Raw genomic sequence first — 19,152 nt, 5'->3', positions numbered from 1 at the left:
CTGGTTTTAAATATGAACATTCAATCCCATCAAGGTGTTACAGGGTTTTGTAAACATGGCTGAAATGGATAGTCTTGTCACGATTGGCCGGGTGCATGGCGCGGGGCCTATGGCGTATATAATGGGGTTTCTGGATGCCCATGATGTTCCGGTTTTTGCCCATGGATTTCATACTGATCAGGTGATGGCGAATTACAGTCTGGCGATGGGTGGGGCCGTTTTGCGGGTGCCTGCAGCGCAAGCCAACGATGCCGCGGCTTTACTGAATGATCTGCCGCCCTTTGAACAAAGCCTGATGCGTCCTTGGGTTTGTATTTTGTGCATTCTTGGCTGGATCGGGTTCGGTGTGCCGCCCGCAATGACAGCGATTTTCACAGGTCGCAATGACGAGGTTCAGGCGTTTGATTAAATATATCATGATTGCCTATGTCGCAGTGGTGGGGCTGGCGGGATTTGTTCTGACCGCAATGCCCGGCCCCGATCAATCTGGTACAGTGTCGGGTGCGACCCCGGGCGGCACGGGGCGCTATGGTGTGTCGGTATTTCAATATGGCCAACAGGTATCACTGCGCCGCAACCCCGGATCACCTTATTACGCCGAGGCGACATTGCAGGCCGATGGCTTTGATCTGGTCATTCCACGCATGCAATGTGGGTGGACGCCGGACAATCGGGTGGATCTTGCGGACACAGGGCTGGCCATCCGGACCGAGGTTGGCGAACGGGCACAGGTTTTAATGGCGATGATGTTTAATGCGGCACCACAGGCCCGCCTTGATGACCCGCATAACACACTTTTCCCGCCGGCGACGGGGGCCGCATCGGGCGCACATGATCAACGTGAGCTGATCGTTTCGGACGAATACGATCTACTAAGCGATCTGACGTCTCATGCGTCTTTTAGCGATCAGCGCTTTACCCGTATATCAGATCAGACGGTGACGGTATCCATCGATACGATTTATGACATACGCGCGGGTCAGGGATTGATCGAAAGTGGGCTTGAGGCTGTGCTGATCTTTGGTGCCTATGCCCCCGCATGCACGGATCGCAACAAAAGCGTGGATGTTCTGAAGCTGATCTTTGAATAGCTATCAAAGTTTCCCTCGGTATGCGTGGTTGGGCCAAATGGACGACTGACCTAAATCATGTCGGCCAGCACGCGAGCCTTTCCTGATCTGACTGTATAAGGCATGGGAAAAGGTCGAGCACTTCACTCAGCTGATCATCGTCAAGATTATCCAAAGTCTGATCGCCGGAACCGTGCGTTGCCCTATCCAACGGACGGGCTGATCGCCATGATCACGTGTCGTGACCAAGTCACCGGGCGTCAGTGTTTCAATCCGCCGGTTGCCCTGCGGTGTCGCAATCATCATTCTAAGCGTAAAGCAGGCAAATTGCGCATAAGGTCGACTGTTATCGCGGATATTTCCTTCGCTTGTGAATTCATAGGTTTGACTGGGCACCACCTGCATTCAGCTGTAATTGCCAAGGCAAGCTGCCATGAGTCTGCGCACCTTGTTCGTTTGGGACTGCATCCAAGGGGCCGGCTGTGTTAAAATCTTCCGGATAATACACCCACTGCAGAACAAAATCAGGCATCAAAATTCCTTATATCCTGTTGAAGCTAACACAGATGACCATGGTTCTAAATCCAAGCGTGGCTTATTGACCCTACCGCTGTCCATAGGTTGTTCAGGGCATCAGCTGTAAGCAATCATACGTCCGCAGATCAGGGCGGCGGGCCATATGATAAGTGATACGGTCGCGGCCAGCCTTAGGCGTTCGGGCGGCAGGCGTATGTGCCACATGGCATGTGCAATGGCGGATATGATCAGCAGAAGTTTGACCTGAAACCAGCGATTGGCTGCATACTCAGTCGCTTGGACAATAAACAGCAAAGCGCCTGTGATCAGCGCGATCAGCAATCCGGCGATGGCGACGGGCCGCAAAAGGATGATGGCATCATCCGGGGACGACAGGCGTGTAATGCCGATCAGGCGCAGGTTCATCGCGACAATGGTGCCGACCAGCAGCGCGATACCAAGGATGTGGCTGGCGTTGATCAGCGGATAGACCCAACGCGAGCGGCGCAGGTATTCGGCCAGAGTGGTTGCTTCGATCGCCGCGAAAAATTCGGTCACATGCGTTCAGGATAAAGCAGATAGGTTTCGCCAGCGATTATAATCGCTTCGGCTTTGACGACCAGTTGCGCAGGATCGGCGGATCGTTCGCCAAGAATTGTCAGCTCTGTCCCGGTTGCAAACATGGCATCTGTCAGGCCTGCGCGTTCGTTGCGCCAGGGTTGGCCGACCTCGGCCGTCCAGGTTTCGCCATTTGCTGTGATGGTTACAATTCCGTGCGGGTTGCCAAGACGGGCGTCTGCGATCACTCCGGTCAGTTCAAAATCGCCGCTGTCTGTCCAGCGCCAGCCGTGATGGGCAAGCGCAGGCAAGGCGACGACGGCCAGCAAAAGGGATAAAACGGCGTATTTGATCAGGTGCATGATTATTCCTCCTGCCAAGGAAAATAGGTCCTTTAACGCCCTGGACAAGAAGATGGTTGACGCCCCTTGTACGATCAGGTCTGCAGATCCCATGACGTGCTATGTTAAAACGAATTGGATTTTGATCCTGATCCTTTGGGCGGCGGGGCTGTTGGCTGCGGCGCAGTTCGGCAAGATATCATTGGCGCTGGCCGAAGTGTCGGTCGTATACGCACAAACGCAAACGATGCTGTCGCTTGCGGTCTCTGTCATGGGGGTTATTGGCGTTATTTTCGGTGCGGTCGTTGGTATTCTGGTGGCACGTCAGGGCGCACGGCGCGCGGTTTTATTTGCGCTTGGGCTTGGGGCGCTGATGTCGCTGCTGCAGTCGGCCCTGCCGCCCTTACCGATCTTTTTCGTCAGTCGCCTGATCGAAGGCGTGTCACATCTGGTGCTGGTCGTCGCGATCCCGACGCTGATGATCCAGATCAGCGCGCCGCGACATTATTCCATTGTCATGGGGCTTTGGGGGATGTTTTTCGGTGTTGGATTTGCAGCCACGGCCTATGTCTTGCCGGGGATTTACGGCGTCGGTGGTGTGCCTGCGATTTTCGCGGTACATGCAGCCGGGATGGCGACGCTGGCGCTGGTCTTGTGGCCGTTATTGCCACGGGCTGCACGCGAAGACATCCCGCTGAACTGGATCGCGCTGCATCTTTCACTGTATGGCAATCCGCGAGTGATTGCGCCTGCGTTTGGATTTTTCTGGCACACCCTGATGTTTGTGGCGCTTTTGACGTTTTTGCCGGATCTGATCAGTGATATGCCGTGGGTCGCAACAGCTTTGCCGTTGATTGCGCTGTGCGGCACTTTCAGTGTGGGGTTTCTGACCCGCTATATCCGGCCCGATCAGATCGCCGTGATTTCATTTGTGGGAACGGCGGTGCTGATGGGCATCAGTGGCGGCAGTCTATGGATCATCTTGCCTGCGTTTTTCGTGATCGGGCTGTTGCCGGGGGCCAGTTTTGCCAGCATTCCTTATTATAACCACACGCAAACCGATGTTGCGCGGGCGAACGGTGCGATGGCACAGCTGGGTAACCTTGGAACCAGCACAGGCACACCTATATATGCGCTTGTGATTGCGGACTTTGGATTTCCGGGTTTGACGGTGCTGACGACAGTTTTGTGTGTAGCTGGTATTCTGTGCCTAGTGATTATCCGCAAAAAGATCGTGCGCATGGGCGAATAAATCGCGAATGTTCCGTAAATGTTCCATTTTTCGGTTGGCCCTTTGGGCGATGACCGCTATCTCTTATCCATCTGTTAATGAGGGCTGCCATGCCAGAGTTGAAAAATATCGAAGTCCGCGGCGCGCGCGAACATAATCTAAAGTCAATTGATGTGGATATTCCACGTGATCAGCTGGTGGTGATCACGGGGCTTTCGGGATCGGGCAAGTCATCTTTGGCGTTTGATACGATCTATGCAGAAGGACAACGGCGCTATGTGGAATCGCTGTCGGCCTATGCGCGGCAGTTTCTGAACATGATGGAAAAGCCCGATGTGGATCATATCAGCGGTCTAAGTCCTGCGATTTCGATTGAACAAAAGACAACCTCTAAAAACCCACGGTCGACTGTCGGCACTGTGACCGAGATTTACGACTATATGCGGTTGCTGTTCGCGCGCGTGGGCACGCCTTACAGCCCTGCGACCGGCCTGCCGATTGAGGCGCAGCAGGTGCAGGACATGGTTGATCGCATCATGACGATGGAGGAGGGCACGCGCGGCTATCTGCTGGCCCCGATCATTCGCGATCGCAAGGGTGAATACCGCAAAGAATTTCTGGAACTGCGCAAGCAAGGGTTTCAGCGCGTCAAGGTTGACGGTCAGTTTTATGAACTGGATGAACCGCCCACGTTGGACAAGAAATTTCGCCATGACATCGACGTTGTAGTGGACCGAATTGTTGTGCGCGAAGGTCTTGAAACGCGTCTGGCCGACAGTTTTCGCACCGCACTTGATCTGGCCGATGGCATTGCGATTTTGGAAACGGCCCCGACCGAGGGTGAGCCTGAGCGGATGACATTCAGCGAAAATTTCGCCTGTCCGGTCAGCGGCTTTACCATCCCTGAAATTGAGCCGCGCCTGTTTTCGTTCAACGCGCCCTTTGGTGCGTGCCCGTCCTGTGATGGACTTGGGGTTGAGTTGTTTTTTGACGAACGCCTTATGGTGCCGGATGCCACGCTAAAGATCAGTGATGGCGCGATTGCACCCTGGCGCAAGGGCAAATCGCCTTATTTTCTACAAACGATTGAAGCGATTGCCAAGCATTACGAATTTAACAGAAACACCCGCTGGAAGGATCTGCCCGCCCATGTGCAACAGGTTTTCCTGTATGGTTCCGGTGACGAAGAAATCCAGTTTCGCTATGACGAAGGGGGCCGCGTTTATCAGGTGACGCGCACGTTCGAAGGCGTCGTGCCGAACATGGAACGCCGCTATCGCGAGACAGATTCAAGCTGGGTGCGCGAAGAATTTGAACGCTATCAGAACAACCGGTCCTGCGGCACATGTCATGGTTTCCGGCTGCGGGAAGAGGCTTTGGCGGTGAAAATCGCAGGGCTGCACGTGGGACAGGTCGTTCAGATGTCGATCAAAGAAGCGTTCAACTGGTGCGAAACGGTGCCGGACACGTTGACCAAGCAGAAGAACGAAATCTCAAAGGCGATCCTGAAGGAAATCCGCGAACGGCTTGGGTTTTTGAACAATGTAGGTCTGGAGTATCTGACCCTTAGTCGCAATGCGGGCACGTTGTCGGGCGGCGAAAGCCAACGCATCCGCTTGGCCAGTCAGATCGGATCAGGCCTGACGGGAGTGCTTTATGTGCTGGATGAACCGTCGATTGGGCTGCATCAGCGCGATAATGACCGGCTACTGACGACACTAAAAAATCTGCGGGATCAGGGGAATACGGTGATTGTCGTTGAACATGACGAAGAAGCGATCCGCGAGGCAGATTATGTCTTTGATATCGGCCCCGGTGCTGGCGTTCATGGTGGGCAGGTGGTGGCAAAGGGTACGCCTGCTGAAATTGCGGCTGATCCTGCATCGATCACCGGGCAATATTTGACTGGCGCGCGCGAAATCGCAGTGCCCGCGACGCGGCGCAAGGGGAATAAGAAAAAGGTGACGGTCAAGAAAGCCACTGGCAATAACCTGAAGGGCGTGAGCGTTGATTTTCCACTGGGTAAGTTTATTTGTGTTACGGGCGTTTCGGGAGGCGGAAAGTCGACCCTGACAATTGAAACGCTGTTCAAAACGGCGTCCATGCGGTTGAACGGTGCACGGCAGACGCCCGCGCCATGTGAGACGATCAAGGGGTTGGAGCATCTGGACAAGGTCATCGACATTGACCAGCGTGCCATCGGACGGACGCCGCGATCAAACCCGGCGACCTATACGGGGGCGTTCACACCGATCCGCGACTGGTTTGCAGGCTTGCCTGAATCGAAGACGCGCGGTTATAAGCCTGGGCGGTTCAGTTTCAACGTCAAGGGTGGGCGGTGCGAGGCGTGTCAGGGTGACGGTGTCATCAAGATCGAAATGCACTTTTTGCCAGATGTCTATGTGACTTGCGAAACCTGCAATGGTGCGCGCTATAACCGCGAAACACTTGAGATCAAATTCAAGGGTAAGTCTATCGCGGATGTGCTGGATATGACAGTCGAGGACGCGCAGGTATTCTTTAAGGCCGTCCCGTCCATCCGCGACAAAATGGATGCGCTGATGCGTGTGGGGCTTGGCTATATCAAGGTTGGCCAGCAGGCGACAACGTTATCCGGCGGCGAAGCGCAGCGCGTGAAGCTGTCAAAGGAACTGGCCAAACGGTCGACGGGCCGAACGCTGTATATTCTGGATGAACCGACCACGGGTTTGCATTTCGAAGATGTGCGCAAGCTGCTTGAGGTGCTGCATGAATTGGTCGAAGGCGGTAACACGGTCGTTGTGATTGAACACAATCTGGATGTCGTGAAAACCGCAGATCATATCATCGATATCGGCCCCGAGGGTGGCGATGGGGGGGGAACTGTGGTGGCGGAAGGCACACCCGAAAAGGTGGCTGAAGTTGAGGGCAGCCATACAGGCCGTTATCTGAAACCTATGTTGCAGGTAAAGCGAGTCGCTGCGGAATAATTTTTCAACGCGCTTAACAGGCCCTTACCGGCCTTCTTCGCGAAGAAAACCCGTACAGGGTTTGATTAAGCGACACGATTAAACAAAAAAGCCGCCCACTGGGCGGCTTTTTCAGTTTATCAATTTTATTCTTCGTCTTTGGCGCGCTGTTTAATCGGTGCCCACAGACGTTTGTTGGCCAGATAAAGCAGAACGGCCAGAACAGTCAGAAACAACACGCCCGTCAGACCAGCCTGTTTACGGGCCATCATCTTGGGTTCTGCTGTCCACATCAAAAATGCGGAAACATCCTTAGACAGATTTTCCAGATCGTTTTCATGACCATCGTCAAATTCGACATATCCATCATCAAGCGGCGGCGCCATACCAATCCAGCTGCCTTCGATTTTGGAATACCCGTTTTCGTCTTTGCATTCCGCCGGAATACCACCTGCCGTGAAGGCACGGTTGTAATATCCATCGAAGTCATCAGGCGCACAGGCCGGGGGATCAACATAACCGGTCATGAGTGACGCGATATATTCCGGTCCGCCCATGCCCTTCATCAGCTGGTTGATGCCAAGGCCATAAGGGCCATGAAAGCCAGCGCGGGCTTTTGCCATCAGGCTAAGGTCTGGCGCATTTTCCAAAGCTGACTCTGGAAAATGATCAACTGGTTTGGCTTCGCGAAAATCTTCCAGCTCTTCGTCATAGACTTCGTACAGCTTGGCATATTCGCGCACCTGATCTGCAGGCAGGTCAGGCCCACCTGCATCCCCAAGGGTCCGAATTGGAACAAACTTCAGACCGTGGCATGCTGCGCAGACCTCGGTGTAAACCTTCAATCCGCGTTGCAGCTGGTTTTGGTCAAATGTTCCGAATGGGCCTTCGAAGGAAAAGTCATAATCCTCGACGTGGCCAGCGCCGCCAGCGGCCAACGCCGCTGTTGCCGACAAGCCAAGGGTCAAGGCCGCAGAGAGTGATAGTTTTTTTAGCATTAACCTTTATCCCTTTTATTCTGCGGGCGACACAGCGGGCGTACCCGATGCGCTGCGATCTTTTTTATACATTGCCTTGAAGTCATCTTCGATGGTTGCCGGCGGTTTCGTCGGCTTTTCGATGATGCCAAGCAGTGGCAAGATAATCAGGAAGTAGGCGAACCAATAGGATGATCCGATCAAGGCGATGGTGGGATAGATGCCTTCGGCTGGCATGGCGCCCGCCCACATCAGGACAAAGAAGTCCACCACCAGTATTGCAAACCACCATTTGAACATGGGGCGATATCGGCCTGATCTGACAGATGACGTGTCCAGCCACGGGGCCAGTGCCATCACCGCAATCGCGCCAAACATGGCCAATACCCCAAAGAATTTCGCGTCAACGAAACCAAATGTGATGAAGTCTACGATGATCACCAGCCAGACATCCCCATCGAACGCACGCAGGATCGCGTAGAACGGCAGGAAGTACCATTCGGGCACGATGTGTGCAGGGGTCGCCAATGGGTTTGCCTCGATATAGTTATCGGGGTGGCCCAGATAGTTTGGCATAAAGCCCACGATTGCAAAGAAGATCAGCAAAATGATCGTCAACGCGAACAGATCTTTGATCACGAAATAGGGCCAGAAGGGCAAAGTATCGCGTTCGGCTTCTTCTTTGGATGTGCGGCGCACTTCGACACCGGTCGGGTTGTTGTTACCAGTCGTGTGAAAGGCCCAGATATGCAGGATCACAAGACCTGCAATGATGAAGGGCAACAAATAATGCAGCGAAAAGAAGCGGTTCAGCGCAGGCTGTCCAACGGCAGAGGCACCCAGCAACCAGGTCTGGATCGATTCGCCGATAACCGGGATCGCGCCGAACAGGCCGGTGATCACCGCGGTGCCGTGAAATGACATCTGACCCCAAGGCAGTACATAACCCATAAAGGCCGTACCCATCATCAGAAGATAGATTAGCATACCGATGATCCACGTCACTTCGCGTGGGGCTTTGTATGAGCCATAGTAAAGACCGCGGAAAATATGCGCATAGACGGCTGCAAAGAACAGGGATGCGCCATTCATGTGCACATAGCGGATCATGTGACCGCCGTTTACGTTGCGCATGATGTGTTCAACACTGGCAAAGGCCATGTCTACATGCGGTACATAATGCATAACCAGAACGATACCGGTGGCAATTTGCAGCACAAGCGTGAAGGTCAGAACGATGCCCCAGATCCACATCCAGTTCAGGTTCTTGGGTGTGGGGATCATCAGCGTGTCATACATCAAACCAACGATAGGCAGACGCTGATGCAGCCATTTTTCCTTGGCTGACGTGGGTTCGTAGTGATCGTGTGGGATTCCAGCCATTGTCTAGGCCTCCTCTTCTTCTTCACCGATTAGGATGGTCGTTTCATCCACGAATTTTGCCACCGGAACATGCATATTTTCTGGTGCCGGGCCTTGGCGAATACGTCCGGAAATATCATAGTGCGATCCATGGCAGGGGCAAAACCAGCCGCCAAAGTTACCAGCGTCACCCAGTGGCACACAGCCAAAATGGGTGCAGACACCCATCATGACCAGCCATTCGCCATCTTCCCCGATGGAACGGTTTTCATCGGTTGCAATGACGTCTTCGCCGGTATTCGCATTACGGGCAACCTGATCGGGCAGTGTGCTGACATCGGTCGCACGTGCTTCTTCGATTTCGGCAGATGTACGTCTGCGGATGAAAACAGGCTTGCCCTGCCACAACTGTGTCAGCTGTGTACCCGGCGCAATGCCACTGACATCAACACGAATTGAGGCCAAAGCCAGAACGTCGGCGCTTGGGTTCATCTGGTTAACCAATGGCCAAACGGCCACTGTGGTCAAAACTGCGCCGCCACCTGCGGCCGCGTAATAGATAAAATCGCGGCGGGTGCTTTCATGATCGTCTGCATGAGACACGAGTGACATCTCCTCTCGGATTTTGCGTGCGAACCATGTTTGATGTCCACACAGGCTACTCACCATTTGAAAATGGCCTTTTGCGGGTATTTAGCCCCCAACGTGCCCCGCGTCCAGCAGACATTCGCGCATATCGCGAATTTGACAAGTTTGTCGCAGATAGTTGAACGGCCCCCTCTTTACGATTTTGGGTCGTATCCCTACGTAAAGGTTAACAGTAAAAATATCCTATCGCAGTTTCACAGGTTTTATAGATGTCTTTTCGTATGCCCTTGGCAGCGCTTATGTTTTTGGCGGCAAGCCCGGCTTTGGCCGAATTAGAGATAAGCGTATATACCGGTGTTCAAACAGCCCCGCACAGCAGTGTTGAAGGCAATAATAACGGTGTGCCATTCGACTTTGGCGTCGAATGGGAAGGTCGTTCAGGTGATGCGCCACCTTATTACGGATTGCGACTGACGTGGTGGCAAAACGAAAAATGGGGCTATGGCGTCGAAATGAACCATGCCAAGGTTTATGCCGATGATGACACTTTGCGCGACAGCGGATTTACCGATCTTGAATTTACCGATGGTCTTAATCTGGTAACAATTAACGGTTTTCGCCGCTGGCAACAGGACGACAGCCGCTGGACGCCTTATGTTGGGGCAGGGGTTGGCCTGGCTATTCCACATGTGGATATTCAGGTCGGGTCCAATGACACATTCGGATATCAGATCACCGGGCCTGCGGTTGTTGCAATGGCGGGCGTCAATTATGAGATCACTGATACGTGGTCTGTATTTGGCGAATACAAAGGCAGCTTTTCGTCAAACACCGTCGATCTTGATGGCGGGGGTGATTTGCAGACTGATATTGTCACCAACGCGCTTAATCTGGGTCTAAGCTTTAATTTCTAAGCAAGCATCATTTGCCAATTTCCTATGGCTGTGCTGGCATCGATATGTTGAGTACCTTAGACAGAATTGCAACTGCATCCTGTGAGATATCTGTGCGAAGTTGATATTGGCCAGATGATATAACAAAATCCGGCGGTTCGATTCCGACAACGGTCAGTGTTTGGCGCAGATGCATTCCTGATATTGGAATATAATTGGCGTCTTCACCGGAAAATTTATTGAACAGTCTTCCGCCAATCCAGCCACTTCTTTGGTGCGCAGACTTTGCAGTCTGATTGCGAAAGTGCAGGATTTGCAACAGACCTTCGCTGTCATGTGGTAACTGATCTGCGGCTTTACTTCCCGCAGATAAAACGGGCGCCAGCCCCCAGGTTATTGCCTTGGCGATGCCGTCCATTGTTGGGCTGGGGCCGCTGATGACTTTAAAAATAGGTTTTGTCATATGCATTACACTCGATATGTTTCAGATCAATTATACAGGACTTTATTGGCACCGCATCGGTGCTATCGCAGAAAGTTCTGAATATTTTCATGGCCCACAATGCCAGGGCCACTGGGCGGGTCAAGGAAACTCAGCCTTGGCAGACCGATCAGAGGCGAGATGTCTTTGATATCTGTGCCGTTCAGATACACGGCCGTCAGGCTTGTTATTTGCGCCAAGGGGGTCACATCAGAAACGGGCGTTGCCTGAATGTGTATGGTGTTCAATGCCGTTATGTTTTGAAGTGGGCTCAGGTCGGTGATATCGGTTCCGAATGCGTTCAGGGTTTCTAGTTCATCCAAAGCGGCCAGTGCCGAGATATCCGTGATGGCATTGTCGTATATGTCCAGATGACGCAGGTTTTTCAGATTGGCAAGCGGCGACAGATCAAGAACGCCATCGCCGCGCAATTCTTGCATATCCAGGTATTCAAGGCTGCCCAGGGATGCCGATTTCCTGCCATTGAAACAGGCACCCGCCGTTTGGCAACATATTCCAAGTATCGACAGCTTTCCGTTCGCACGGCTAATTGCGCCGTACTTTGTCGAATTCATTCCCAACTCATGAACGGCCATTGAAATCGCTTGGGCCTGAAGCATCGAAAGCGAATAATCGGGCCCATCGATGTGTATGCGATCCAATACATCTTTCGCAAAAATCGAAAGTTAATGATCAAGTATCGATTGTATGGGTTCACTTTCGTCGACATCGCCAGTCAAATGCCGGTTCACCTTTACGAAGGATGCAATGCGATTTTCAAGCGCTGACAGAAAACTGGGAATATCCCCTGTTGCCCTGGCGGTTTGCCGTTCGACATCCCCGACATCAGCGAACAGATTGCTAACTTTGTGTTGTAATTCCACCATCAGGGTATTGCGCAATTCTCGATTTTTGATGCTGTTTGTGACGCTTTCGCTGCATTGAAACAAGTAATCATCTGATCTTTCTATGCTTTTGATCCGCCTATGATGCGCCGTCCCCCCATTGTTCTTTGATCACGCCATCTTTGTTAAGTCTAAAAGGGATTTCAGAAATTGTGACATTTTGCCCGGCAAAAGTTTTGTCAAAAACAATATCATGCTTTTAATGCGATCTTCGGTTTCTGGAAAAGCGTCGAAAACGAATTTTCCAAGCAGATGCGTGACGTTATACCAACCATTTTCTCATAAGCCGGATTTACTGCGACAAATTCGAACTTTCGGTTCAAAATCATACTGGCGTCAGAGATTGCTTGAAAATTGCTTCGAAGTCGAGGTTCATATATTCAAAGCCCATACAACAAAGCAGAGTGTTCAAGGCACATTTGCCAAGCTCAATACGTATATCAGCATCATTTTTTATGTGTAAAACGATAGAATGCGTGCAGGATATCAATGTACCGATATCGCATTGGCGAATTATCCTGCACAGACGGGTGTTTTATTTTGGCGTTGTTTTCATCATACTGTCGCGCTGTGAAAAGGTCTGATACCAGTCTTTCAGGGCATCATTACCATGCCGCCAGCCGCGATCATCGTGGCGGAAGTCCAGATACCCAAGGGCGCACCCCACCGCAATATGGGCTACATCTAGGGGGCCGGACAAATGACTTGTCCAGCGGGTGTTCAATATGGAAACGGCGCGATTGACCTTGGCCCATTGTCCTTCGATCCAGTCTTTTGATTGCTGTTTTTCTGTTTTAAAGCGGGCCTCATAGACCATCAGAACGGCGGCCTCCATCATCGCATCGGCGGTGGCTTCCAGCGTCAGCGTTTCCCAGATACGACTTTCAGGGTAAAGACCTGCATGAACGCGGGCGTCCAGATAGCGACAGATCACACGACTGTCGTAAATGGCAGGACCATCATCGCGGATCAGCGCCGGAATTTTCCCAGTTGGATTGATGGCTGTCAAAGCGGGGTCTGGATCAAGGGGCGACGCCACAACCTGTTGCAGCTGAATATCGGCGGTCTGCCCCGTTTCATGCAGTAGCACAAGAACCTTACGTACAAAGGGGGATGGCCCCGCGTATAGCAATTTCATAAAGGATGAACCCGTTTGAATTTTATCCGCGCCAGGAATGCTGTATCAACGGCCACGCCTGCGCCGCGTTTACTGACGCGGTAAATACGCCGAAACCGGCCTGTTGCATTTGCCTGATCGTTGGATTTTGACAGATGCACACCTTCGTCTACGGTATCCAGCGCATCTTCGTTTTTCTGATTGCGTGGCGCCCGCGGCAGTTTGCGCGCAACGACATAGGCAGCACCCATCATCACACCATAGCGCAAGGCTATTGTGGCAATCGGGGCAAGGGGTATGGCCATATCTGCGTCCTCCTGTTTCCTTATATCTAAGGGCTTGGTCGCGTTGTGTCCATGGTGGCAGGAAAGAACGTCGGTGCATCGCCTGCAGCCCATTTGGGATATTTGCCCATAATCGCGCCGAATGCTGCCGATGTGACAAAGCGATCAAGCCAGCCGATCAGATGGGGCCAGGGCTGTGCGCCAAACCAGGATCGATCCGTATTGGCGAACTGGCGCACGAACGGCGCAATAGCCATATCGGCAAGGCGCGGGGATTGACCGTAAAGAAAGGGCTGATCGCCCAACATTCGGTCCAGGTCACGCAGGAACCCCGATGCTTTTTCACGTTCTGCCATTGGGTCGCTGTCGTGCCGCGTGGCGTATTTATATCGGTCCAACGCCAATTTAAACGGGCCATCAGTCATGGCGATCAGATCATGCCACGTATCAGGCATATCCAGCCAATAATCAGGGTCGTTTTGCCCCAGAACATGCAACATGATGTCCAGACTTTCGTCGATTGTCTGATCAGGTAAAACAAGACAAGGCACAGTCCCACTAGGCGAGGCTTCCAGGAACTCTAGCGCTTTGTCACGCAACAGGACCTCGCGCAGTTCACATACAAAGCCAGCGGACTGAACGGCCAAACGCGCGCGCATGGCATAGGGACAGCGGCGGAATGAATATAAAATGCGTGCGGTCATCGTGCGCGCGGGTCAGCGAAGAAGGCCGTTAGGACTGATGAGCAGTTCGTGACATTCATGCCAGTAACTGTGTTTGCGACCGATCTGCAATCTGTGCTGATACGATCTGCCCTTGGGGCTGATCGGTCTTAAAGCACACTTCAGCAAAATGTCGTGTTCGTCCCATTCGTGGATTTTCCATCAGGACGTCGTGTTTCAAACCAACTTGCCGACTCAGGTGTTTTTCGACCTGCCGTTTGCCTGCCGTGCGCAAGCGGGCCGCGCGGTCTTTGATGGCAGAACCGCCCACTTGTGGCATCTTGGCAGCCGGCGTCCCGTGCCGAACGGAATACGGAAACACATGTAGCCAGGTCAGATCACAATCCTCTATCAATCTCAGGGAATTTTCAAACATCGGTTCTGTTTCGGTCGGAAACCCGGCAATAATATCCGCGCCAAACGTCATATCGGGGCGTAAAGATCGCGCGGTTTCGCAAAAGGCAATCGCATCATCACGCAAATGGCGCCGCTTCATGCGCTTCAGGATCATATCGTCGCCCGCCTGAAGCGACAGATGCAGATGCGGCATAAGGCGGGCTTCGGTTGCAATGGCCTCTAACAGCGCATCATCGACTTCAATCGAGTCGATCGAACTGATCCGCAGGCGTTTCAGATCGGGCACCAATTTCAGAATGCGCATAACCAGATCGCCCAGCTTTGGCTGCATTGGCAGATCCGCGCCCCAGCTTGTCAGATCGACACCGGTCAGCACCACCTCGTTATAGCCGCGATCCACAAGCCGCTTAATCTGGTCCACCACAACACCCGCCGGAACAGACCGCGAATTTCCGCGACCATAAGGAATAATGCAAAACGTACAGCGGTGGTCACAGCCGTTTTGCACCTGAACATAAGCACGAGACCGGGTGCCAAAGCCATCAATTAAATGTCCCGCCGTTTCTGTGACTGACATGATGTCATCGACCTGAACGGTCTCAGTCTGCCCAATGAAGTCAGCGGCCAAACCTGCCCACGTGTCAGCCTGCATCTTTTCGGTGTTGCCGATCACAGCGTCCACTTCATCCATCGCAGCAAAGCTGTCTGGTTCGGTTTGTGCAGCACAGCCCGTTACAATCAGACGTGCATTCGGGTGTGTACGGCGCAGCTTGCGAATATCCTGGCGGGCCTTGCGCACAGCCTCGGCCGTCACAGCACAGGTGTTGACCACGACCGCGTTGCCAAGTCCGGCTTGGTCAGCCAGTTCCTTCATTGCTTCGGTCTCATAGGCGTTCAGACGACAGCCGTGATTAGAAAAGACAGGGGGCTTTGTCATTGCAGTGTCGCCAGAAATTCGGCAGACAGGCGGCCATTAAAAACATGCATGGTCGGCCCTGTCATCCAAACGCCATCATCACGCCATTCAACATCAATGCGCCCGCCGTCCAGATCAATGGTGACGCGCCGCCCTGTCAGACCGCGCCGTGCCGCAGCCACAGCCACCGCACAGGATGACGACCCAGAAGCCAACGTTATACCCGTTCCGCGTTCCCAGACCCGCATCCGTAAATGGTCGGCGCCAATGATCTGGGCGATCTGGACATTTGTGCGCTGGGGATAAAGCGAGTGATATTCGTGATGGGGTCCAAATGTCTCAAGCTTAACCGCATCGATATCATCGACAAAAAATGTACAATGCGGATTGCCCATGCCTGTGGCGACCGGATCGCCCTCAATCGGTAATTTCAGCGTATCCATCTGTTCCAAAAGTGGAATATCCTGCCAATCCAGCTGAGGATGCCCCATATTGACACGCGTCAGCCCGTTGCCTGCATCTTGGGCCAACAGGACACCGTGTTCAGTCTTCAGGCGCATTTCCGCCTTGGCTGACCGATTCATTTCATACCGCGCAATACAGCGCGTTGCATTTCCGCAAGCCGCAGAATGCGACCCATCCGCATTAAAAAATGTTAACGCAACATCTGCTTGATCCGAAGTCTGAATGACAGCCAACTGATCAAACCCAACCCCACAATGGCGATCTGCCAAGGCACGCGCCAACCCTGCGCTGACATCTACAGCGTTTTCACGCGCATCAATGACCACAAAATCGTTCCCTAGCCCATGCATTTTCATGAACGCCAAGCCATTCTGAGTTGAATTATCTTTCATAGGCGCGCATATAACCCCCAATGTCGTCTTTTAAAAGCAATGGCTGTGAAATTCCTGATTTTGGGGTTGACCCATCCGGCCGCTATCCCTAATTAGCCGCCTTGTGCAAACATCACGCTTGCACAATGGTGCAGACATTTACCAAGATGCCTGCACCAGGGCGATAGATCGCTTTTGAAAAAGATGGGCCGTTAGCTCAGTTGGTAGAGCAGCTGACTTTTAATCAGCGGGTCACAGGTTCGAATCCTGTACGGCTCACCATCTTTTTCAATGTTGTGAGGGATCACGCGAGTCTTCCACGATACTCACGTTTTCTCCCACAAAAGTCAGGAACGTCTTCCACATCGCGGTTTTAGGTGTGTCTTAGAGTATTTGGGCGTCCGGGGGTTTTAACTTCTAGTCTTAGTCAGAACGGTGACGGTCCTAACTTCCAACTGCGGCAATTGCACCAGAACTCATGCTAGCCTGCAGTTCTCTGGCATTCTTCTGCCGTTAATTCTCCGGCTACATGTGCTCAACCGCGAAGCTTGGTCAGATCCGATGATCTTTAGGCGTGCTGTGTTCGACCAAAGCAACTGTATCTTCGATCGCTATTCCAAGAGCTCGTGTTAGAACAATAAGTTCAACGACATCGATCCGGCGCTCCCCGCTTTCGATGCGCGCAACGAAGGACTGATGGCAACGCAAACGGTCTGCCAACTCTGCTTGCGTCAATCCGGCTGATTTTCTGGCTTCAATGAGCGCTTGGCACAGCGTTTCATGGCCTTTGCTTCTAATGGTCTTAGCCAATCGCCGCGATCTCCTTCGCGACGAGCGTTAATCTACTTGTCAGATTATCTAAAAAATAGATATATTTCCTTTATCGTAGATATATAAGCGCTTCAAACCAGGACAAAGAGCCTCCTAGGCGAAGAGAACTGCATGCAAGTCATCGCCACTAGAGGAGCGAATTGAAATGGAGCCAAAACTGCACATTATTTCGTGCCTCGGTTTCAAGGGTGGAACTGGTCGGACAACCACCTCTGCTGCGCTTGCGTTCGGACTGGCCTCATTCCACATCAAAATTCCAACACAGATCAAAGTACATCGGAATGCAGTTGGCAGCGGTGGTGTATCCAACTGGCAGATGAAGTCTTAAAGTTGATATTTGAACGTGAGAGCATGGCGTCATGACTGGTGCGAAGACGTCTCTGCATGTCGTTCGAGGCGTCGTCACGGCCTGCAAAGTGCAGATGCGTAGTCCAACAGCAGCTGCGGTCACACTCACCGGCGCCGTTACACCGGCTGCCGCGGCCAAAGCCAGTCTCAAACCAATAGCGCTCACGATTGCACCGAGTGAGGACGCAAGCGCTTGATTTCGAGCGGAACCAGTTTCGTTACGCAGAGTAGAAACTGCCCGCTCCGCTTCATCAATGGCTGCCGAAAGTGCATTTAGGGTCTCTTGGCAACGCTCCCTGAGATAGCTTTCATTAGCTAGTGAAATAGAAGCCCTTTCGTTTTGCAGTGCGGCGACTATTGCCTCAAATTCTGTTGAACTTGCTTGAGCAATCGGTCCTGAGATTAGGCCTTCCGCCATCGCGATAGTTGGCACCTGTGTTGCCAATACCCCCGCCCCACCAAGTAGTAAGGTCTTGCGACGTGTTAGGGACATTTGTTTCTTAGAGTAGTAAAGTGTTTCCGACATAGAGTAGGGTCCCAAACCTGATCTTCCCATTAGCAGCTGACAAAAATTCTCTGCGATTGAATAAAATAGGTTTACCTTAACAACATCATATGTGAGCGCTACTTGATGTGCGACTTTCGAGTTGGTGTTATTGTGGTGCGTCATGTAGCGTGATCCAAGACCTTTTCTTTGAAGACCTCAACTGGCCAAAACCGACAAGGTGACGTTGGCGCAGATGCAGCGAATGCACACTTCGTCCCACATTAGGTGAGTTCGTCAGTCAACCACTTTCGCGTTTGCAGCGAGAGTCTGGATCGGAAGGCGCATGGCAGCATTGCCGCCTGCCAGCCAATGGCAAGTACCCAAAATACCGGACACTAGATTGAAGTCCCAGAGATGTCTTGCGGCATGCCGCGTTCTACAATGCGCAGAAGTCCATCTGCTAGCGGTCTCTGTAGCGACAGCGCTTCATCCGCACCCGCTCGCAGCCAGAGATCAACCTCTTCCATGGATGTGAGCACAACAGGCATCGCCTTCGGATGGATCGCGCCGACATCAGCATTTGCCTCGGTCGTCAGAAAACCAAACAAGTGGTTCGTGGTCTCGCCGTCTTTCAGTTTTCGCACTGATGTCCACTCTGTCCAGATGCCGGCAAAGAACGCGATCGGTCTTTCTTCAGACAATGAGAACCAAACAGGCTCGGAGGGCTTGCCTAACTGATTGTGCGGTTCCGAAAACGAAGTGAACGGGACGACGCAGCGGTGTTTAATGCCAAACCACCTGCGCCAATGCGGGGACTTCGTGTTGCGAATGTTGGTGACGCCCCGGTCCGTCTTCTTGCCCCTTAATGCGAAAGCAGGTGACGGCATAGCTCCGCCATAGGCTTCTGGCACATAGGTCAGCTCAATCTCGATGCTTTCCCATGTGAATCTGTGTGTCTCGGTGCTCATCTCAGTGGCTCCAGAATACGTGGACTTGCTCGAAGCCTGTCTGAAGGGTGAAGACGTCACAGATTTCCATGTCCCGCGCCATGCGCTCATAATCAACGTAGAAGCGCAAGTTCTCAGGGACTTGCAGCTTCTTTTTTGCTGGCCCCGGTGATCGCCCGTATATGCCCGACCCAGATTGCATCATGATAGGCTGACATGGCCTGACATTTGAGGGTAACCTGTCCGTAGTGTCTGCCTACGAGAGCCGCATTGATCGCATGCAGCATGAGAGGCATATTCTGGAAGATCGCCTTCAGAATACAGGCAAGTCGCATGCCTCCTTCGAGGAGACGTTCGAACTCGCGCTGAGATTTCTGGCAAACCCCTTAAAAATATGGCAATCCGGTCAACTCAACATGCAGAGACTAGTGCTTAGA

At 52.6% G+C, this 19,152-nt stretch carries 24 protein-coding genes and 1 tRNA gene; 6 read left to right on the top strand and 19 right to left on the bottom strand.

Annotation, left to right across the window (positions count from 1 at the left end):
- The first annotated feature begins 55 nt into the window (after positions 1 to 55).
- Complete coding sequence (locus tag HRQ87_RS04950; RefSeq protein WP_174135866.1) at positions 56 to 409, top strand: hypothetical protein; 354 nt, start codon at positions 56 to 58, stop codon at positions 407 to 409.
- Complete coding sequence (locus HRQ87_RS04945; RefSeq protein WP_174135863.1) at positions 402 to 1,091, top strand: hypothetical protein; 690 nt, start codon at positions 402 to 404, stop codon at positions 1,089 to 1,091. The genes HRQ87_RS04950 and HRQ87_RS04945 overlap by 8 nt, the downstream gene beginning before the upstream one ends.
- Before the next feature lie 126 nt (positions 1,092 to 1,217).
- Here HRQ87_RS04945 and HRQ87_RS20430 read toward each other — a convergent pair whose 3' ends face one another.
- The 3 genes from HRQ87_RS20430 to HRQ87_RS04930 all read right to left on the bottom strand — a co-directional run bounded on the left by HRQ87_RS20430 (position 1,218) and on the right by HRQ87_RS04930 (position 2,506).
- On the bottom strand, positions 1,218 to 1,469 hold the full coding sequence (locus HRQ87_RS20430) for a Hint domain-containing protein (RefSeq protein ID WP_343035140.1): 252 nt from the start codon (positions 1,467 to 1,469) through the stop codon (positions 1,218 to 1,220).
- Positions 1,470 to 1,703: 234 nt separating this feature from the next.
- Positions 1,704 to 2,144 (bottom strand): hypothetical protein, encoded by a 441-nt coding sequence (locus HRQ87_RS04935; RefSeq protein WP_174135859.1) that lies wholly within the window; start codon positions 2,142 to 2,144, stop codon positions 1,704 to 1,706.
- The gene (locus HRQ87_RS04930) at positions 2,141 to 2,506 is read right to left on the bottom strand and encodes a DUF6152 family protein (RefSeq protein WP_174135857.1); all 366 of its coding nucleotides are present in this window, start codon (positions 2,504 to 2,506) and stop codon (positions 2,141 to 2,143) included. The genes HRQ87_RS04935 and HRQ87_RS04930 overlap by 4 nt, the downstream gene beginning before the upstream one ends.
- 52 nt (positions 2,507 to 2,558) lie before the next feature.
- On the opposite strand from HRQ87_RS04930, the gene HRQ87_RS04925 reads away from it, so the two are divergent.
- Together HRQ87_RS04925 and uvrA are read left to right on the top strand one after the other, a co-directional pair.
- Positions 2,559 to 3,737: an MFS transporter gene (locus tag HRQ87_RS04925; protein WP_174135854.1), complete on the top strand. Its 1,179-nt coding sequence runs from the start codon at positions 2,559 to 2,561 to the stop codon at positions 3,735 to 3,737.
- 89 nt (positions 3,738 to 3,826) lie between these two features.
- On the top strand, positions 3,827 to 6,685 hold the full coding sequence (gene uvrA / locus HRQ87_RS04920) for an excinuclease ABC subunit UvrA (protein ID WP_174135851.1): 2,859 nt from the start codon (positions 3,827 to 3,829) through the stop codon (positions 6,683 to 6,685).
- A gap of 125 nt (positions 6,686 to 6,810) precedes the next feature.
- On the opposite strand, the gene HRQ87_RS04915 is transcribed toward uvrA, so the two are convergent.
- The 3 genes from HRQ87_RS04915 to petA are packed head-to-tail and all read right to left on the bottom strand — an operon-like array spanning position 6,811 to position 9,606.
- A complete protein-coding gene (locus tag HRQ87_RS04915; protein WP_174135849.1) occupies positions 6,811 to 7,662 on the bottom strand; it encodes a cytochrome c1 in 852 nt (283 codons plus the stop codon).
- A 15-nt stretch (positions 7,663 to 7,677) separates the two neighbouring features.
- Entirely contained in the window at positions 7,678 to 9,024 is a 1,347-nt protein-coding gene (locus HRQ87_RS04910) for a cytochrome b (RefSeq protein WP_174135847.1), read from the bottom strand.
- Positions 9,025 to 9,027: 3 nt separating this feature from the next.
- A complete protein-coding gene (gene petA, locus HRQ87_RS04905) occupies positions 9,028 to 9,606 on the bottom strand; it encodes a ubiquinol-cytochrome c reductase iron-sulfur subunit (RefSeq protein ID WP_174135845.1) in 579 nt (192 codons plus the stop codon).
- 254 nt (positions 9,607 to 9,860) lie between these two features.
- Here petA and HRQ87_RS04900 point away from each other — a divergent pair, with 254 nt between their 5' ends.
- Positions 9,861 to 10,505, top strand: a complete 645-nt coding sequence (locus tag HRQ87_RS04900; protein WP_174135843.1) for an outer membrane protein — start codon at positions 9,861 to 9,863, stop codon at positions 10,503 to 10,505.
- Positions 10,506 to 10,527: 22 nt separating this feature from the next.
- Here HRQ87_RS04900 and HRQ87_RS04895 read toward each other — a convergent pair whose 3' ends face one another.
- From HRQ87_RS04895 to dapF, 9 genes are all read right to left on the bottom strand, one after another.
- On the bottom strand, positions 10,528 to 10,947 hold the full coding sequence (locus tag HRQ87_RS04895; protein WP_174135841.1) for a hypothetical protein: 420 nt from the start codon (positions 10,945 to 10,947) through the stop codon (positions 10,528 to 10,530).
- A gap of 62 nt (positions 10,948 to 11,009) precedes the next feature.
- Positions 11,010 to 11,627, bottom strand: a complete 618-nt coding sequence (locus HRQ87_RS04890) for a leucine-rich repeat domain-containing protein (protein ID WP_174135839.1) — start codon at positions 11,625 to 11,627, stop codon at positions 11,010 to 11,012.
- A 24-nt stretch (positions 11,628 to 11,651) separates the two neighbouring features.
- The gene (locus HRQ87_RS04885) at positions 11,652 to 11,852 is read right to left on the bottom strand and encodes an HWE histidine kinase domain-containing protein (RefSeq protein ID WP_174135837.1); all 201 of its coding nucleotides are present in this window, start codon (positions 11,850 to 11,852) and stop codon (positions 11,652 to 11,654) included.
- Positions 11,853 to 12,061: 209 nt separating this feature from the next.
- Entirely contained in the window at positions 12,062 to 12,250 is a 189-nt protein-coding gene (locus HRQ87_RS20630) for a PAS domain-containing protein (RefSeq protein ID WP_425501515.1), read from the bottom strand.
- A gap of 155 nt (positions 12,251 to 12,405) precedes the next feature.
- On the bottom strand, positions 12,406 to 13,008 hold the full coding sequence (locus tag HRQ87_RS04875) for a glutathione S-transferase (protein ID WP_174135835.1): 603 nt from the start codon (positions 13,006 to 13,008) through the stop codon (positions 12,406 to 12,408).
- Entirely contained in the window at positions 13,005 to 13,292 is a 288-nt protein-coding gene (locus tag HRQ87_RS04870) for a hypothetical protein (RefSeq protein WP_174135833.1), read from the bottom strand. Before HRQ87_RS04870 ends, HRQ87_RS04875 begins: the two co-directional genes overlap by 4 nt.
- 26 nt (positions 13,293 to 13,318) lie before the next feature.
- Complete coding sequence (locus HRQ87_RS04865; protein WP_174135831.1) at positions 13,319 to 13,975, bottom strand: glutathione S-transferase; 657 nt, start codon at positions 13,973 to 13,975, stop codon at positions 13,319 to 13,321.
- A gap of 55 nt (positions 13,976 to 14,030) precedes the next feature.
- Complete coding sequence (gene mtaB, locus HRQ87_RS04860) at positions 14,031 to 15,287, bottom strand: tRNA (N(6)-L-threonylcarbamoyladenosine(37)-C(2))-methylthiotransferase MtaB (protein WP_174135818.1); 1,257 nt, start codon at positions 15,285 to 15,287, stop codon at positions 14,031 to 14,033.
- Positions 15,284 to 16,123, bottom strand: a complete 840-nt coding sequence (dapF, locus tag HRQ87_RS04855; RefSeq protein ID WP_174135816.1) for a diaminopimelate epimerase — start codon at positions 16,121 to 16,123, stop codon at positions 15,284 to 15,286. Before dapF ends, mtaB begins: the two co-directional genes overlap by 4 nt.
- 185 nt (positions 16,124 to 16,308) lie before the next feature.
- Between dapF and HRQ87_RS04850 the strand changes: the two genes are divergently transcribed.
- Positions 16,309 to 16,384 (top strand) — tRNA-Lys (locus HRQ87_RS04850).
- Between the two features lie 270 nt (positions 16,385 to 16,654).
- Here the strand turns inward: HRQ87_RS04850 and HRQ87_RS04845 are convergent.
- From HRQ87_RS04845 to HRQ87_RS20425, 4 genes are all read right to left on the bottom strand, one after another.
- Positions 16,655 to 16,912, bottom strand: coding sequence for a helix-turn-helix domain-containing protein (locus HRQ87_RS04845; RefSeq protein WP_174135814.1), 258 nt, complete (start codon positions 16,910 to 16,912; stop codon positions 16,655 to 16,657).
- Between the two features lie 259 nt (positions 16,913 to 17,171).
- Positions 17,172 to 17,807: a hypothetical protein gene (locus tag HRQ87_RS04840; protein ID WP_174135812.1), complete on the bottom strand. Its 636-nt coding sequence runs from the start codon at positions 17,805 to 17,807 to the stop codon at positions 17,172 to 17,174.
- A 356-nt stretch (positions 17,808 to 18,163) separates the two neighbouring features.
- Complete coding sequence (locus tag HRQ87_RS04835; RefSeq protein WP_174135400.1) at positions 18,164 to 18,736, bottom strand: SOS response-associated peptidase family protein; 573 nt, start codon at positions 18,734 to 18,736, stop codon at positions 18,164 to 18,166.
- Between the two features lies 1 nt (position 18,737).
- Positions 18,738 to 18,917: an antirestriction protein ArdA gene (locus HRQ87_RS20425; protein WP_281356588.1), complete on the bottom strand. Its 180-nt coding sequence runs from the start codon at positions 18,915 to 18,917 to the stop codon at positions 18,738 to 18,740.
- Between the last annotated feature and the right edge of the window lie 235 nt (positions 18,918 to 19,152).

The organism is Parasulfitobacter algicola (assembly GCF_013315265.1).
Classification (GTDB): Bacteria; Pseudomonadota; Alphaproteobacteria; order Rhodobacterales; family Rhodobacteraceae; genus Parasulfitobacter; species Parasulfitobacter algicola.
Note: the sequence above shows the minus strand (reverse complement) of the source record. Positions and strands in the feature narration are given on the sequence as shown.

What these genes read in the sequence shown, in the direction of transcription:
- HRQ87_RS04950 (WP_174135866.1), top strand. Translation starts at nt 56, where the DNA reads ATGGCTGAAATGGATAGTCTTGTCACGATTGGCCGGGTGCATGGCGCG.
- HRQ87_RS04930 (WP_174135857.1), bottom strand. Translation starts at nt 2,506, where the DNA reads ATGCACCTGATCAAATACGCCGTTTTATCCCTTTTGCTGGCCGTCGTC.
- HRQ87_RS04925 (WP_174135854.1), top strand. Translation starts at nt 2,559, where the DNA reads ATGGTTGACGCCCCTTGTACGATCAGGTCTGCAGATCCCATGACGTGC.
- uvrA (WP_174135851.1), top strand. Translation starts at nt 3,827, where the DNA reads ATGCCAGAGTTGAAAAATATCGAAGTCCGCGGCGCGCGCGAACATAAT.
- HRQ87_RS04915 (WP_174135849.1), bottom strand. Translation starts at nt 7,662, where the DNA reads ATGCTAAAAAAACTATCACTCTCTGCGGCCTTGACCCTTGGCTTGTCG.
- HRQ87_RS04910 (WP_174135847.1), bottom strand. Translation starts at nt 9,024, where the DNA reads ATGGCTGGAATCCCACACGATCACTACGAACCCACGTCAGCCAAGGAA.
- HRQ87_RS04900 (WP_174135843.1), top strand. Translation starts at nt 9,861, where the DNA reads ATGTCTTTTCGTATGCCCTTGGCAGCGCTTATGTTTTTGGCGGCAAGC.
- HRQ87_RS04895 (WP_174135841.1), bottom strand. Translation starts at nt 10,947, where the DNA reads ATGACAAAACCTATTTTTAAAGTCATCAGCGGCCCCAGCCCAACAATG.
- HRQ87_RS04885 (WP_174135837.1), bottom strand. Translation starts at nt 11,852, where the DNA reads ATGGTGGAATTACAACACAAAGTTAGCAATCTGTTCGCTGATGTCGGG.
- HRQ87_RS04875 (WP_174135835.1), bottom strand. Translation starts at nt 13,008, where the DNA reads ATGAAATTGCTATACGCGGGGCCATCCCCCTTTGTACGTAAGGTTCTT.
- HRQ87_RS04870 (WP_174135833.1), bottom strand. Translation starts at nt 13,292, where the DNA reads ATGGCCATACCCCTTGCCCCGATTGCCACAATAGCCTTGCGCTATGGT.
- HRQ87_RS04865 (WP_174135831.1), bottom strand. Translation starts at nt 13,975, where the DNA reads ATGACCGCACGCATTTTATATTCATTCCGCCGCTGTCCCTATGCCATG.
- mtaB (WP_174135818.1), bottom strand. Translation starts at nt 15,287, where the DNA reads ATGACAAAGCCCCCTGTCTTTTCTAATCACGGCTGTCGTCTGAACGCC.
- dapF (WP_174135816.1), bottom strand. Translation starts at nt 16,123, where the DNA reads ATGAAAGATAATTCAACTCAGAATGGCTTGGCGTTCATGAAAATGCAT.
- HRQ87_RS04840 (WP_174135812.1), bottom strand. Translation starts at nt 17,807, where the DNA reads ATGTCGGAAACACTTTACTACTCTAAGAAACAAATGTCCCTAACACGT.
- HRQ87_RS04835 (WP_174135400.1), bottom strand. Translation starts at nt 18,736, where the DNA reads ATGAGCACCGAGACACACAGATTCACATGGGAAAGCATCGAGATTGAG.
- HRQ87_RS20425 (WP_281356588.1), bottom strand. Translation starts at nt 18,917, where the DNA reads ATGCAATCTGGGTCGGGCATATACGGGCGATCACCGGGGCCAGCAAAA.